Genomic DNA, 14,546 nt, shown 5'->3' with positions numbered 1-14,546 from the left:
GGTGCGCCGCCGATCGGCGACTTCGTCCCACAGTAGCGGCTGCGACGGACAACCCCGGGGAGGCGGATCGCTCCGCAGCGGACCGGACGCGCACGCCCTCCACGGGGTGCGGCCGCGGCGTCAGCGCGTCAGGAGGAGCGGGGAGGAAGGCCCCGTGCGGCGCGCTCCTCGGCCTCGATGCGCGCGTGGGTCTGCCGCTCGGTGCGGTCGAAGCGCAGGATCCCGCGCAGCACGAACCAGAACACGACGCAGACGACGATGGTGGGAATCACCGACCACGCGGCGGCCACCCAGAAATCGTCCATGCTTCGATCCTACCTGCGAGGGCTGGTGCGCCGGCTGGGAGCGGATCGCCCGCACGCCCTCCCCCGCGTCGCGGGAGCGGATCCGCCCGCGGGCCCTCCCCCGCGTCGCGGGAGCGGATCGCCCGCGAGTCCCCTCCCGTGCGTCCCCTCCCCGTGCGTCGCCGGAGCGGATCGCCGCACGCCGAGACCCTCCGGTCCGCACAATCGGGATCTTCGACGAGTTATCCCCCGTTCCGTTCCTGGCGCGGAATCGGATCCTGCCCGGTGCCGATCCTGGATCCATGACAACGATCGTCCATGCCGCAGGCGCCCCCGAGCTGCTCGCCGCCATCCCCGTGCTCACCGGCTTCACCCCGCGCGACTCCTTGGTGCTGCTGCCCTTCCGCCGCTCGCGCACCGCGGGCGCGCTCCGCTTCGACCTTCCGGACGCGGCGGACCCGACGCGGCCGTCGCCGGAGGAGTTCGCCTCGGCCGCGATGAGGCTCGTGCTCCGCGTCGCCGGAGCGGACGGTCTCGTGGTCGCGGTCTACGCCGACGCGGAGGATGCGGCGACCGGCGACGCACGGCCCGCGTCCGCCCTGGTCGAGGCGCTCCTCCGGCACGGGCAGGCGGCCGGACTGCACATCATCGAGGCGCTGCACGTCGGCGCCGAGTCCTGGTCGGACTACCGGGACCGGGAGGCTCCGCCGCATCCGCTGTCCGACCTGCCCGCTCCGCCGCTCGTGCCCGGGTTCGCCGGTCCCGCGCCGGACCAGTTCAGCGGCATGGAGCTCCCCCGACCCGGCCTGTTCGCGGCGGAGTACGTGGGACGGGCCCTGCTCGCCCTGGAACGCGTGCTGGGCCCCGCCGGGCCGAACCGCAGCGCTCCGACCGGGGCCGTCCGCATCGACCCGCGCGCGCACGAGACCGCTCTCCTGCTCGACGACCTGCCGTCGTTCCTCGACGAGGTGCTCGACGCGCCCGAGACGGCGTCGCCGTTCGCGACCGCGGCGCTCGTGTGGGTGCTCAACCGTCCCATCCTGCGCGACGTCGCCCTCGTCCAGTGGGCGAGCAGCATCGATCAGGGCGACCGGGCACTGGCCGCGCAGCTCGACCACAGCGCGACCGGGAAAGAGGTGCCGGCCGATGTCGGGGGCATCCTGATCGGGCTCGGCCCGCGCCCCGACCCCGACCGGCTGGGCGTGGCGCTCGCGCTCCTGCGCCGCACGATCGCGCTCGCGCCGCGGCAGGCCCGAGGCGGGCCGCTCGCGGCCGCGGCCTGGCTCTCCTGGGCGCTCGGACGCTCGACGCACGCCGCGCGCTACCTGGACCAGGCGCAGGAGGCCGATCCCGACCTCAGCTTCGCGCGGCTGCTGCGCACCCTGGTGGAGTCCGGCATGCTGCCGGACTGGGCGTTCGGCGTCGCGGTTCCCTGACGGGCGGGAGCCGCGACGGATCGCGTCACCTCAGAGACGGGAGGGGGTCACTTCACGAGCGGGAACAGGATCGTCTCGCGGATCCCGAGTCCGGTGACCGCCATGAGCAGGCGGTCGATCCCCATGCCCATTCCGCCCGTGGGCGGCATGCCGTGCTCGAGGGCGCGCAGGAACTCCTCGTCCACGCGCATGGCCTCGAGGTCGCCGCCGGCCGCGAGCTTGGCCTGCTCGACGAAGCGCTCGCGCTGGATGACCGGGTCGATGAGCTCGGAGTATCCCGTGGCCAGCTCGAAGCCGCGCACGTACAGATCCCACTTCTCCACGACGCCCGGGATCGAGCGGTGCTCGCGCACGAGCGGGGAGGTGTCGACGGGGAAGTCCATGACGAAGGTCGGCCGCTCCAGCCCGCCCTTGACGTAGTGCTCCCAGAGCTCTTCGATGAGCTTGCCGTGGGTCGCATGCGGCGGCACCTCGACGCCGTTCGCCTCGGCGAACGCGACGAGCTCGGCGACCGGGTCGGACGGGGTGAACGTGCGCCCCGCCGCCTCGGAGAGGGAGTCGTACATCGAGATGCGGTCCCACTGGCCGCCGAGGTCGTACTCGGTGCCGTCCGCCCAGGTGACCAGGGTGGATCCGGCCACCGCGATCGCGGCGTTCTGGATCAACTCCTGGGTGAGGTCGGCGATGCCGTTGTAGTCGGAGTAGGCCTGGTAGGCCTCGAGCATCGCGAACTCGGGGCTGTGGGTGGAGTCGGCGCCCTCGTTGCGGAAGTTGCGGTTGATCTCGTACACCCGCTCGATGCCGCCGACGACGGCGCGCTTCAGGTACAGCTCCGGTGCGATGCGCAGATAGAGCTCGGTGTCGAAGGCGTTCGAGTGCGTGATGAACGGGCGCGCGGAGGCACCGCCGTGCTGCACCTGCAGCATCGGGGTCTCCACCTCGAGGAAGCCGTGGCCCGTGAACGTCTGGCGCAGGCTCGCGTTGACCGCCGCACGGGCGCGCACGGTGCTGCGGGCCTGATCGCGCAGGATGAGGTCGAGGAAGCGGCTGCGCACGCGGCCCTCCTCGCTGAGCTCGCCGTAGGCGTTGGGCAGCGGCAGGATCGCCTTCGACGCGATCGCCCAGTCATCGGCCATGATCGACAGCTCGCCGCGGCGGCTCGAGATCACCTCGCCGTGCACGAACACGTGGTCGCCGAGGTCGACGAGCTCCTTCCAGCGCGCGAGCGACTCCTCCCCCACGTTGGCGAGCGAGATCATCGCCTGGATCCGGGATCCGTCGCCGGCCTGCAGCGAGGCGAAGCAGAGCTTGCCCGTGTTGCGGCTGAACACCACGCGGCCGGCCACGCCGACGAGCACGCCCGTCTCGGCGCCCGGCTCGAGCTCGCCGTACTCGGCGCGCAGCTGGGGGATCGTGTGCGTGACCGGCACGGCCACGGGGAACGCACCCCCGGCGGCATCCGCGCGGTCGGCGATCAGCCGCTCGCGCTTGGCCAGACGCACCGCCCGCTGCTCGAAGGTGTCCTCCGCGGCGCCTGCCGCGGGGTCGCTGCTATCGGGGGTCGGCGCCGGCGCGTCAGTCATGGGTGGGGCTCCTCGGAAGTCGGCGTCAAGTCTACCGGCGCCCGCCTCGGGTCCCGCTGCGTGCGCGCCGCGCGACCGACTCCCTCCCGCCCTGCGACCGCCTCGCGGCCGGCTCCCTCCCGCCCCGCGCCCGCCGCGCGACTGGCTCCCTCCCGAGCTGACCGCGCGACCGAAACCCTCCCGCGCTGACCGCGAGACCGAAACCGCGTCGCGAGACCCAGCGAAAGTCGCTCGGTCTCGCGACGCAGGTTCGGTCTCGCGGTCAGGAGAGGCCGGTCGACGCCTCGCGCAGGGCCCGATCGAAGGTCGACGAGACGAGCGCGGACAGGTAGCCACCGGGATTCTCCACGCCGATGCCGCGCAGGATGCCCGTCGCCTGACCCACGATCGAGCGCGCGAACTCGGACGCCGTGGCGATCGCCTCGGCGTACGCCGGCCGGTCCGCCTCATCGATCACCACGGGCTCGCAGCCCAGCTCGACGGCGAGCGCCTGCGCGATCGGCAGCACCATCGCGGGCGCGGTCACCGCCGCATACGACGCGTTCAGCTGTCGCAGGTCGAGCGTCGTGCCGGTGAACGAGATGGCCGGATGCACGGCGAGCGGAATGGCCCCGCTGCGCACCGCGGGCTCCAGGACGTCCGTGCCGAAGGCGGGATCCGTGTGCAGCACGAGCTGCCCCGGCTGCCAGGCGCCGACCTCGGCGAGACCCGCGACCAGACCGGGCAGCTGGTCGTGCGGCACCGCGAGCACCACGAGCTGCGCCGCGGCGACGACCTCGGGAGCCGCCATCACCGCGACCCCGGGGAGCACGGCGGCCGCGCGGTCGGGATCGGATCCCGCCGTGATGCCGACGACGGCATGACCGACGCCGGCGAGCGCAGCGCCGATCACCGGTCCCACGTGGCCCGCCCCGATGATGCCGATGGTGAGGCGCCCCGCGCGGGTCATGACGTGCTCTCCGCCGTGCCGCCGAGTGCGTCCGGCAGGCCGTGCCCGTCGGTCGGCGGGACGGCGGGGTGCGCGCCGGGGGCCGGCGCCAGGGGGCTCGGGGAGGGTGCGCCGGTAGCAGGGTCCGCGCCGGGCAGGGAGACTGCGGGGTGCGCGCCGGGGACCGGCGCCAAGGGGCTCGGGGAGGGTGCACCGGTAGCAGGGTCCGCGCCGGGCAGGGGGACCGCGGGGATCGCGCCGGGAACCAGGACCCCGGGAACCGCGCTGGGGACCGCCTCGCGCTCCTCCGCCCAGCGGTGCGCGCGGTCTTCGGCGGCGGCCCTCGCGGCCGAAGTCGACAGGGTGTTCAGCATGCCGAGCAGCACCTCGGCGTCGAGACCGGACACACCGCCGCGCACCGGGCCGAGGGCGGAGTGCGCCTGAGCCTTCGCGACGCGCTGGACGCGATCGATCGGCCCCTGGTGCAGGGAGAATCCCTGCAGACGCGCGAGGGGGAAGACGGCCAGCTGGCGCCAGATCCGCCCCCGTCGCAGCAGCAGGGCGAAGTCGGTGAGCGCCGCACCGTGCCGGCGCCAGGACAGGGGCCGGCGCCACCACGCCCGCGGCGGGATCGTGGCGTACGGGTCGCCGGAGACGGGACCGAGCACGCCCTGCTCCCAGATCAGCGGCAGCACGTCGGCCGGCACGTCGGGAAGGATCAGCCCCAGCACCCGCTCGACATCGGCGCGGACGCCGACCGGCAGCACGATGTTGAACTGCTGCGCCTGGCTGGACTGCTGCTGGGAGGCGGTCTTGCCGCTCATCCGGTTGATCCGCACCGACCACCAGCCGAACGGGCGCCACAGCAGGGGCTGCATCACCTCGACGGCGAAGATCCGCCCCGGCGGGATCGTCTCGGTCACCGTCGTGAACAGGCCGAACGTGATCCGCACACCGTCGGGGGTCGGCGCGATGGAGTAGCGCAGCGCTCGCGCGATCCTGCTCCAGGTGACCGCGATGGCCGCGAGCAGCAGGGGGATGCCCATCGCGAGCGCGATGCCCGCGGCGATCGCTCCACCCGCCGGACCGACCTCGGACAGCACCGCCGGGAGCGTGCCGATCATGGCGCACACGAATATCGCTCCGAACAGGGCCAGCCAGACCAGGCCGGAGAGGATGTGCGATCCCACGAGACGCCCGGCGGGGATCCGCAGCACATGCTCCGGCGCGATGTCGTCGAGGTCGACGCCCGCGATGAGCCCCGTGACCCCGGCGTCCATCGAGGCGGCGAGCTGGGCGCGCATCGTGCGGGCCGCGGCGGGGTCGGCAGCACCCCGCGTCGCCTCGCGTGCGTGACGCGCTCCGGAGGCGAGGCGGAGGATGTCGGCGCGCACCGACTCCGCCTTCGCCGTCGACAGGTACTCCAGGGGCACGTTCGCGTCGTTGCCGGCGCCGTCGACCTCGAGCTTCGCGAGCCCGATCAGGCGTGCGGGGAACGGCCGGGTGAGGTTCACGCCCTGCACGCGATCGAGCGGGGCACGCCGATGCGAGCGGAAGATCACGCCCTTGCGCACCTCGACGTGCGCGTCGGTGATGCGGAACTGGTGGAAGCGCCACATCAGCCAGAACAGCGCCACCAGCAGCACGGCGAGCCCGACGACCCCCAGCAGCACCACGATCACGAGGTTGTTGTCGACCACCCAGTCGACGGGATCCCCGCCGAACGCGGGGACGTGCGCGGGGGTGACCAGCGAGATGAACCACTCCAGGATCCGCTCCCGCAGGTTCGCGATCAGATACCCGAGCACGATCACCAGCACCAGCCCGCCCTTCATGAGCGGGGTGAGCGGATGCATCCGATGCCACTCGCCGTCGGCGAGCGTCGTCGCGGCAGGACGCGCCTGCGCCGGGGCCTGCGAGGTGATCGGCGGGGCGCCGAACGGCCCCTGCGGTTGCTGCGGCGTGCTCACAGGCCCGTCCGGCGCATCTCGGCGACGTCGATGAGTGTGTCGCGCAGGGCCTCCGCGGCGTCCTCCGTCATCCCGGGGATCTCCACGCCGGTGGTCGCCGCGGCGGTGACGAGCTTGAGCTTGGCGATCCCGAACGCCCGGTCGACCGGGCCCCGGGTGATGTCGACGAGCTGCATCCGGCCGTAGGGAACCGCGATCATCCGCTGCCAGAGGATCCCGCGCCGGAACACGATGTCGTCGGCGCGCAGCATGTACCCGATGGCCCTGGCCTGCCGCGGCAGGATCACGAGCTCGACCACGACCCAGACCGCGATCACACCGGCGACCGTCCAGGCCCACGGCCAGGGCTGAGCGAGAAGGGTCGTCGCCGCATACGCGCCGACCGCGATCACGACGAGCAGGATCAGCCGCAGCAGCACTTCGGCGATCACGTACTTGGGCGAGATCTGGTGCCAGGATCCGTCGAGCGCCAGCGCTCCGCGACCCGTCGGAGTGCGCAGCGCCGGATAGGTCCCCTCATCGAGCGCGGGCGCCGAGGAGGGTGCGGAGTGCACAGCGGGAGCGTTGCTCGCGGACCGGGCGCGCGCCTGCGCCCTGGTCGGCGGCGCGACGGGATCAGTGCCCGGGGTCTGCGGCGGCTCGGGAATCGTCATCGTCGTCCTCCAGGCGCGGCCCGTTCTGGCCGTCGGGGTCGGGGGGCCCATCTCCGGGCAGCAGGCAGAAGCTCTCGGCGATCACCGCGGCGACCGTGAGCACGAGCGCCGCGAGAGCGGTCGCGATGATCGAGCCTAGCGGCGGCGCGATCGGTCGGGAGAGCAGATAGGCGCCGAGCCCGATGCCGAATCCGGTGATGACCGCGCCCACCAGGCTCGACGCACGGGCCAGCATCGCGATCCGCACGGCGCGGAAGGGGTCGACCCTGGCTCGCGCGGCGGTGCGGGTGCTGCGCCGGATCGGCCAGGCGAGGGCGAGCACGGCGGCCGCCAGCAGCACGAGGAAGATCGGCAGCACGATCGACGGCGTGAACGTCGCCCGACCCGCCGTCGTCAGCGCGTGGTCGACGAGGAATCCCGCCGCTGCGCCGGCGAGCGCCAGCACGAGCAGCAGCACCGGGGAGATGCGCCTCATGCGCCGTCCTCGAGTCCGGCCAGTAGGTCGGCTACCGGGCCGCGGCCCGGCAGCACCGCATCCGGATCCACCTCGAGCCACGGCTCCAGCACGAAGGCGCGCTCGAAGGCACGCGGATGCGGCAGGAGCAGGTGGGGATCGTCGCTGCGCATGTCGCCGTACGCGATGAGGTCGAGGTCGAGGGTGCGGTCGCCCCAGCGCTCGGCCCGGATGCGCCCGTGCTCCTCCTCGATCGCGTGCAGCATGCCGAGCAGCACCTGCGGCGCGAGACGGGTGGTGACGATGGCGACGGCATTGGCGAACTCCGGGGCATCCGGATCCGGGCCGTCCGGACGCAGCGCGACCGTCGTGAAGGTCCGCGAGACGCGCACCTCGTCGACGAGGGGCAGCCGGCGGATCGCGCGCACGGCATCATCGATCGTGGCCGAGGTGTCTCCGAGGTTCGAGCCGAGCGCGACGACCGCCTCGACCGGCTCGTCCTCCGGACGAGGATCGAGAGCGGGCAGCCGTCGCCCGCGCGGAACGGGCGGGATCGGGCGGCTCGGGGGTGTCATGCCGCCCCCGTCACGGGCCGCTGCTCGTGTCCGTGCTGCACCCGCTGCACGGTGATCGACACGTCCCCGAACGTCAGCGGGATCGGCGCCTGCGGCTTGTGCACGGTGACCTCGACGATCTTCACGCGCTTGTCCTCCAGCACGGCGTCGGCGATCCGCACCGCGAGGGTCTCCAGCAGGTTGACCGGCTCTCCGGCGACGATCGCCGCGACGCGCTCCGCGAGCTCGCCGTAGTGCACGGTGTCCGCCACGTCGTCGCTCGCGGCGGCGGCGCGCAGCGCGAGGTGCAGGCGCAGATCCACCACGAAGTCCTGGCCGTTCTCGCGCTCGTGCTCGTAGACGCCGTGCCGGCCGAACACGGTCAGTCCGGTGAGCGTGATGCCGTCGAGGAATTCCATGCCCCCAGCCTACGGCGGAGGCCGCGTCAACGCCGCTGTCCACAACCGCGGCCGTTGTGCAGGGACCCCCGGCGTTCTGCAGGGCCACCGCCCGCAGGGTCACATCCCGTCGCCCCATCCGCCGCGGAATTCCGGCCCACCTCTCGGCGACGGCCGCCCAGCACCCTGCACAACGGCTCGGCCTCCCTGCACAACGGCCCGCCACCCGGCGAGACCGGTGCCCGTCCCGGCTCGGCGCGGCGCGGCGCCCGTCCGGCGCGGCGCGGCGCCCGTCCGGCGCGGCGCCCGTCGCGGCGCGGCCTCAGCCGTCCCAGGCGCCGAGCACGGCGAGGGCGTCGCGCGTCGCGGCGACGTCGTGCACCCGCACGGCCCACACCCCCGCCCGCGCGGCGAGCACGCTCGTCACGGCGGTCGCCAGGTCCTTGCGCGCCTCGTCGGCATCGGCGCCGAGGGCGTCGGCGAGGAAGCGCTTGCGCGACGTTCCCACGAGCACGCGCGGCCCGAGGGCAACGACGTCGGAGAGCTCGCGCAGCAGGTCCCAGTTCTGCCCGGTCGTCTTGGCGAAGCCGACACCGGGATCCACGATGATCCGCGACGGGGCGATCCCCGCAGCGGCCGCGGCGGCCACGCGCTCGCGCAGCTCGCCGGCCACCTCGCGTCCGACGCGCCCGTACTCCGCACGGGCGTACATGTCCGAGGACGGCCCGCGCCAGTGCCCGAGCGCGATGTCGGCGCCCGATTCGGCGACCGCGGCGAGCATCTCCGGATCCGCGAGGCCGCCCGACACGTCGTTCACGATCCGCGCCCCGGCCTGCACGGCCGCGAGCGCCGTGGATGCGTTGAGGGTGTCGACGCTCACCGGGATCCCCTCCGCGGCGAGACGCTCGATGACCGGCAGCACGCGGCGCTGCTCCTCGGCGACGGACACCCGCTCGGCTCCGGGGCGGGTCGACTCCCCGCCGATGTCGAGCACGTCGGCGCCCTGCGCGCGCAGCAGCAGTCCGTGCGCGACGGCGCTCTCCGCGTCGGAGTACCGCCCGCCGTCGCTGAACGAATCGGGCGTGGCGTTGACGATCCCCCAGACCGCGGTCACGCCGCGGTCCCCGAGCCCGTCGAGGGGCCCGCGCCGATCAGCGCGATGAGCTCGGCGCGCGCGACCGGATCCGCATAGGCGCCGCGCGCCGCGATGGTCAGCGTGGACGCCTCGGTCTGCCGCGCGCCGCGCATGGTCACGCAGCCGTGCACCGCGTCCATGACCACGAGCACCCCCCGCGCGTCGAGGTGCGCGGCGATCGCGTCGGCGACCTGCTCTCCGAGCCGCTCCTGCACCTGCGGGCGGGACGCGAGGATCTCCACGACCTTCACCAGGGCGCCGAGGCCGACGACCTGCTCCCCCGGCAGGTACGCGATGTGCGCGTGCCCCGCGAACGGCAGCAGATGGTGCTCGCACACCGAGCGGAAACGGATCCCCCGCAGCAGCACGGCGCCCGAGGGCAGCGTGTCCGGCGCGGGGCCGTGCGAGACGCTGATCGTGTGCGCGAGCGGGGCTCCGGGGTCCTCGCCGACGCCGGCGAAGAACTCCGCGTAGAGGTCGGCCATCCGCTGCGGCGTCTGCTTCAGGCCCGGGCGCTCCGGATCCTCGCCGATCGCGAGCAGGAGTTCACGGGTGAGTGCGGCGACGCGCTCCCGGTCGACGGTCATCGCTCAGGCCGTCGCGGGGCGCGGCTTCCCGCCGCCCGCGGCCGGCTTGCGCGCCGGGGCGGCCGGAGCCGCCTCGTTGGCCGCGACACCGGTCTCGACGCCGCGCTGCGGCATCTCGATCGGGGGCAGCAGCGAGACCGGGCGATCTTCGCTCGACAGCCACTGCGGGCGCTCCGGGAGCTTGCGCACTTCGGTGAAGATGTCCGCGATCTGGTTGTGGTCCAGCGTCTCCTTCTCGAGCAGCTCGCGGGCGAGCCGGTCGAGGATGTCGCGGTTGGCGCTGAGCACCTCGTACGCCTCGTTGTGGGCCTGCTCGATGAGCGCGCGCACCTGCGTGTCGACCCGCTCGGCGATGGTCTCGGAGTACTCGCGACCGCGGCCCATGTCGCGGCCGGCGAAGGGCTCGCCGCCCTCCGAACCGAGCTTGACCGGGCCGAGCTGGGTGGTCATGCCGTATTCGAGCACCATCTTGCGGGCGATCGAGGTCGCCTTCTCGATGTCGTTCGAGGCGCCGGTGGTGGGGTCGTGGAACACGATCTCCTCGGCGACGCGACCGCCCATCGCGTAGGTCAGCTGGTCCTGAAGCTCGTTGCGGGTGACCGAGTACTTGTCGTCCAGCGGCAGCACCATCGTGTAGCCGAGAGCCTTGCCGCGCGGCAGGATCGTGATCTTGGTGACCGGGTCGGTGTAGTTCATCGCCGCCGCCGCGAGCGCGTGACCGCCCTCGTGGTACGCCGTGATGAGCTTCTCCTTGTCCTTCATCACGCGGGTGCGGCGCTGCGGTCCGGCGATGACGCGGTCGATCGCCTCGTCGAGGGCCCGGTTGTCGATGAGCTGCGCGTTGGAGCGCGCGGTCAGCAGAGCCGCCTCGTTGAGCACGTTGGCCAGGTCTGCGCCGGTGAAACCGGGAGTCTTGCGGGCGACGACCTCGAGGTCGACGCCGTTGGCGAGCGGCTTGCCCTTCGCGTGCACCTCGAGGATGTGCTGGCGGCCCTTGAGGTCGGGGGCGTCCACGCCGATCTGCCGGTCGAACCGGCCCGGGCGCAGGAGCGCGGGGTCGAGGATGTCGGGACGGTTGGTCGCCGCGATCACGATGACGTTCGCGTTCGGGTCGAAACCGTCCATCTCGACGAGCATCTGGTTGAGCGTCTGCTCGCGCTCGTCGTTGCCGCCGCCGAGGCCCGCACCGCGGTGCCGGCCGACGGCGTCGATCTCGTCGATGAAGATGATCGCGGGGGCGTTCTCCTTCGCCTGCGTGAACAGGTCGCGCACGCGCGAGGCGCCCACGCCGACGAACATCTCGACGAAGTCGGATCCGGAGATCGAGTAGAACGGGGCGCCCGCCTCGCCGGCGACCGCACGGGCGAGCAGGGTCTTGCCGGTTCCGGGAGGGCCGTACAGCAGCACGCCCTTCGGGATCCGCGCGCCGATCGCCTGGAACTTGCCCGGGTCCTGCAGGAACTCCTTGATCTCGTGGAGCTCCTCGATGGCCTCGTCGGCGCCCGCGACGTCGGCGAAGGTGACCGTCGGGTTCTCCTTGCTGACGAGCTTCGCGCGCGACTTGCCGAACTGCATGATCTTGCTGTTGCCGCCCTGGGCGCTCGACAGCAGCCACCAGAAGAGCAGGCCGAGCAGGAGCACGGGGATGAGGAACGAGAGGATCGTGTCGAACCAGCTGGCCCGGGGCACGGTGTCGTTGAACCCGTCCTTGGGGGCGGCGGAATCGATCGCCGTGACCACGTCGGCGGCGCGCGCCTGGACGTAGTAGAACTGCACGTTCTCGGATCCCTTGTAGGGCTTGGAGAGCGTCATGTCCACGCGCTGGTCGCCGTCGGTGTTGACCACCTTGGTGACGGTGCCGCCCTTGAGCAGGTCGAGACCCTCCTGGGTCGAGACCTGCGCAGTGGATCCGAGGTTGGTGATCAGCATGAACCCGCCGATCAGAAGCAGACCGATCAGCCCCACGTAGAGGAGCGGATTGCGCGTGATCTTCTTGACATCCATGATCCGATCAGCGTAGCGCGACCGGCCTTGGCCCCTCCTGGGGATTCGCCCACGGCGTACCGGGAACCCGGGGTCCGCGGCGGGATCCGCTCCGGACGCCGCTGCTCCGCGCCGCGCGGCGCCCGGTCAGGCGTACACGTGCGGGGCCAGCACCGCGACGTCGCGCAGGTTGCGGTAGCGCTCCGCGTAGTCCAGCCCGTAGCCGACGACGAACTCCGTCGGGATGTCGAAGCCGACGTACTTGCAGTCGATCCGGACCTTGGCGGCCTCGGGCTTGCGCAGCAGCGCGAGCACCTCGATCGACTCGGCGCCGCGGGAGGCGAAGTTCTCCAGCAGCCAGCTCAGCGTGAGACCGGAGTCGATGATGTCCTCGACGATGAGCACGTGCTTGCCGTGCAGATCGGTGTCGAGATCCTTGCGGATCTGCACGACGCCGCTCGACTTCGTGCTCGCGCCGTAGCTGGACACGGCCATCCAGTCCATCGGCGCCGAGAACGGCAGCGCCCGCGCGAAATCGGCCATGACCATGACCGCGCCCTTGAGCACGCCGATCAGCAGCAGATCCTTGCCCGCGTAGTCCTCGGCGACCCGCGCGGCGAGCTCGTCGAGCTTGGCGCGGATCTCCTCCTCGGTGACGAGGATCTCGGTCAGGTCATCGGGCATGTCCGCAGCGCGCATGGATCGATTTTACGCGACCGGATCCGTTCTCCCGCGGCAACCTCCGGAGCGCTACTGTGAGCGATGAGGCGGGGTGGCGCTTGGGGGAACCGAGCCTCCGCCGCGGACGGAAGGAGTCCCATGGACATCGACGAGATCCTCAAGCAGGTTCCGATCGGCGACATCGCACAGAAGCTCGGCGTCAGCGAGGACGTCGCCCGGCAGGCGGTGCAGGAAGGCGGCGCTGCCCTGATCGGCGGCCTCGCCAAGAACGCCGAGTCCCCCGAGGGATCCGCGGCGATCGAGGCGGCCCTCGCCAAGCACGACGGGTTCTCCGGTGCGTCGTCGCTCGACGACGTCGACGAGGCGGACGGCGAGAAGATCGTGTCGCACGTGTTCGGCGGCAACGCCGATCAGGTCGCGCAGACGCTGACGAGCGACCAGAAGACGGCCGGCATCGACTTCGGCAAGCTGCTGCCGATCCTCGCGCCGATCGTCATGGGGCTCATCGCCAACGGCCAGAAGGGCTCCACGGGCGGAGGCGGGGGCCTCGGCGACATCCTCGGAGGCCTGCTCGGCGGCGGCCAGCAGCAGGGCCAGGCGGCCGGCACCGGCGGCGGCCTCGGCGACATCCTGGGCGGCCTCGGCGGCCTGCTCGGAGGCGGCGGATCCGGCTCGAGCGGTGGCGGCGGCATCGACATCGGCGGCCTGATCGGCGGTCTGCTCGGCGGCAAGAAGTAACGAGGCCGGCGCACGTCGGTCCGGGAACGCGGCTCCTTCGGGGGCCGCGTTCCTGCTGTCCCGGGTCGGATCCGGCCGTGGGCCCGGATCCTCCCCGGGGCTCAGCTCAGGCCGGGCGACTCCCGCCCGCCGGTCAGCGGGCCGCGAAGACGATCCTGCCGCCGACGCGTGCGGCCGTGCAGCCCGGAAGGTCGATGGGGCCCTGCCCCGACCAGTCGGTGACGAGCCGCGCCACCTCGACGGTCTGGGTGCGGGTGAGGCCGACGCCGAACTCGCTCTGCACCACGAGTCGGATGATGCGGTTGCGCAGGGCCGCCGGATTCGCGGACAGCGCCGGGGCGCTCACCGAGATGCCGGCCTCGGCATGCTCGACGATGTCCTCGATCGTCTCGTGGATCATCTCGTCGAACGCCTCCGCGTCCTCGCGCAGCTGCTCCGCCGTGCGGGCGAGCGCCTCGGCGACGCCCGGACCGAGCTCGGCCTCGAGCACGGGCAGCACCCGTTCGCGCACCCGCACGCGCGCATAGCGGGGATCGACGTTGTGCGGATCGCCCCACGGCACGAGCCCTTCGGCGGCGCAGGCGGCCCGGGTCGTCTCGCGGCGCACCGCCAGCAGCGGGCGGATCCAGGTCGAGCCGTCGTCGTCGGTGCGCACCGGCGCCATGCCCTGCAGACTGCCGGACCCGGATCCGCGGGCGAGCCCCAGCAGCACCGTCTCGGCCTGGTCGTCGAGCGTGTGCCCCAGCAGCACCGGCGCCCCCTCGGCCCGGGCGACCTCGCGCAGTGCGGAGTAGCGCGCCGCACGGGCATCGGCCTCGGGGCCCTCCCCCGTGGCGACCACATCGACGCGTCGCACCCGGGCCCCGATGCCGAGCCTCGTCGCAGCGGCCGCGGCATCGGCGGCGATCCGGGCGGAGCCCTCCTGCAGGCCGTGGTCCACGGTGACGCTGAGCACGGCGCTCCCCGCGGCGCGCGCCTCGAACGCGGTCGCCGCGGCGAGGGCGAGCGAGTCGGCGCCCCCGGAGAGCGCGACCACGACGGAGGCCGGCGGCACGGGCAGGGCGCCGAGCGCGGTGCGCACGGCTCGGCGGATCTCGGCGACGGCGGGGTTCAGTGACGGCACCTTCCCACGGTAGCCACGCGAAGGGGATTTGCGCGAAGT

The 14,546-nt window shown here is 72.9% G+C and carries 15 protein-coding genes; 2 read left to right on the top strand and 13 right to left on the bottom strand.

Annotation, left to right across the window (positions count from 1 at the left end; translation table 11 throughout):
• Positions 1-128: 128 nt before the first annotated feature.
• Positions 129-305, bottom strand: coding sequence for a hypothetical protein (locus tag WFJ17_RS09880; protein WP_251439226.1), 177 nt, complete (start codon positions 303-305; stop codon positions 129-131).
• Positions 306-586: 281 nt separating this feature from the next.
• On the opposite strand from WFJ17_RS09880, the gene WFJ17_RS09875 reads away from it, so the two are divergent.
• Positions 587-1,720 carry a DUF4192 family protein gene (locus WFJ17_RS09875; protein ID WP_336648303.1) on the top strand — a complete coding sequence of 378 codons (1,134 nt, stop codon included), beginning with the start codon at positions 587-589 and terminating at the stop codon, positions 1,718-1,720.
• 47 nt (positions 1,721-1,767) lie between these two features.
• Here WFJ17_RS09875 and lysS read toward each other — a convergent pair whose 3' ends face one another.
• The 11 genes from lysS to hpt all read right to left on the bottom strand — a co-directional run bounded on the left by lysS (position 1,768) and on the right by hpt (position 12,664).
• Positions 1,768-3,303, bottom strand: coding sequence for a lysine--tRNA ligase (lysS, locus tag WFJ17_RS09870; protein WP_251439229.1), 1,536 nt, complete (start codon positions 3,301-3,303; stop codon positions 1,768-1,770).
• A gap of 262 nt (positions 3,304-3,565) precedes the next feature.
• On the bottom strand, positions 3,566-4,252 hold the full coding sequence (locus WFJ17_RS09865) for a Rossmann-like and DUF2520 domain-containing protein (RefSeq protein ID WP_251439231.1): 687 nt from the start codon (positions 4,250-4,252) through the stop codon (positions 3,566-3,568).
• Positions 4,249-6,201, bottom strand: a complete 1,953-nt coding sequence (locus WFJ17_RS09860) for a PH domain-containing protein (protein ID WP_336648302.1) — start codon at positions 6,199-6,201, stop codon at positions 4,249-4,251. Before WFJ17_RS09860 ends, WFJ17_RS09865 begins: the two co-directional genes overlap by 4 nt.
• Positions 6,198-6,755 (bottom strand): PH domain-containing protein, encoded by a 558-nt coding sequence (locus WFJ17_RS09855; RefSeq protein ID WP_292886642.1) that lies wholly within the window; start codon positions 6,753-6,755, stop codon positions 6,198-6,200. The genes WFJ17_RS09860 and WFJ17_RS09855 overlap by 4 nt, the downstream gene beginning before the upstream one ends.
• Before the next feature lie 61 nt (positions 6,756-6,816).
• Positions 6,817-7,329, bottom strand: coding sequence for a DUF3180 domain-containing protein (locus WFJ17_RS09850; protein WP_251439237.1), 513 nt, complete (start codon positions 7,327-7,329; stop codon positions 6,817-6,819).
• Complete coding sequence (gene folK, locus WFJ17_RS09845; RefSeq protein ID WP_336648301.1) at positions 7,326-7,883, bottom strand: 2-amino-4-hydroxy-6-hydroxymethyldihydropteridine diphosphokinase; 558 nt, start codon at positions 7,881-7,883, stop codon at positions 7,326-7,328. Before folK ends, WFJ17_RS09850 begins: the two co-directional genes overlap by 4 nt.
• A complete protein-coding gene (gene folB / locus WFJ17_RS09840; RefSeq protein ID WP_251439241.1) occupies positions 7,880-8,281 on the bottom strand; it encodes a dihydroneopterin aldolase in 402 nt (133 codons plus the stop codon). The genes folK and folB overlap by 4 nt, the downstream gene beginning before the upstream one ends.
• 301 nt (positions 8,282-8,582) lie before the next feature.
• A complete protein-coding gene (folP, locus tag WFJ17_RS09835) occupies positions 8,583-9,374 on the bottom strand; it encodes a dihydropteroate synthase (RefSeq protein WP_336648300.1) in 792 nt (263 codons plus the stop codon).
• Positions 9,371-9,982, bottom strand: a complete 612-nt coding sequence (gene folE, locus WFJ17_RS09830) for a GTP cyclohydrolase I (RefSeq protein WP_251439244.1) — start codon at positions 9,980-9,982, stop codon at positions 9,371-9,373. Before folE ends, folP begins: the two co-directional genes overlap by 4 nt.
• Before the next feature lie 3 nt (positions 9,983-9,985).
• Complete coding sequence (gene ftsH / locus WFJ17_RS09825; RefSeq protein ID WP_251439246.1) at positions 9,986-11,986, bottom strand: ATP-dependent zinc metalloprotease FtsH; 2,001 nt, start codon at positions 11,984-11,986, stop codon at positions 9,986-9,988.
• A 126-nt stretch (positions 11,987-12,112) separates the two neighbouring features.
• Positions 12,113-12,664 carry a hypoxanthine phosphoribosyltransferase gene (gene hpt, locus WFJ17_RS09820; protein ID WP_336648299.1) on the bottom strand — a complete coding sequence of 184 codons (552 nt, stop codon included), beginning with the start codon at positions 12,662-12,664 and terminating at the stop codon, positions 12,113-12,115.
• Between the two features lie 120 nt (positions 12,665-12,784).
• On the opposite strand from hpt, the gene WFJ17_RS09815 reads away from it, so the two are divergent.
• Positions 12,785-13,384 carry a DUF937 domain-containing protein gene (locus WFJ17_RS09815; protein WP_285813941.1) on the top strand — a complete coding sequence of 200 codons (600 nt, stop codon included), beginning with the start codon at positions 12,785-12,787 and terminating at the stop codon, positions 13,382-13,384.
• Positions 13,385-13,517: 133 nt separating this feature from the next.
• Here the strand turns inward: WFJ17_RS09815 and tilS are convergent, their stop codons facing one another.
• The gene (gene tilS / locus WFJ17_RS09810) at positions 13,518-14,507 is read right to left on the bottom strand and encodes a tRNA lysidine(34) synthetase TilS (protein WP_336648298.1); all 990 of its coding nucleotides are present in this window, start codon (positions 14,505-14,507) and stop codon (positions 13,518-13,520) included.
• Positions 14,508-14,546: the final 39 nt, after the last annotated feature.

The sequence above is a fragment of the Microbacterium sp. MMO-10 genome, from assembly GCF_037148715.1.
Taxonomy (GTDB): domain Bacteria; phylum Actinomycetota; class Actinomycetes; order Actinomycetales; family Microbacteriaceae; genus Microbacterium.
The sequence above is the reverse complement of the archived record's forward strand: the minus strand, read 5'-3'. Positions and strand labels throughout refer to the sequence as shown.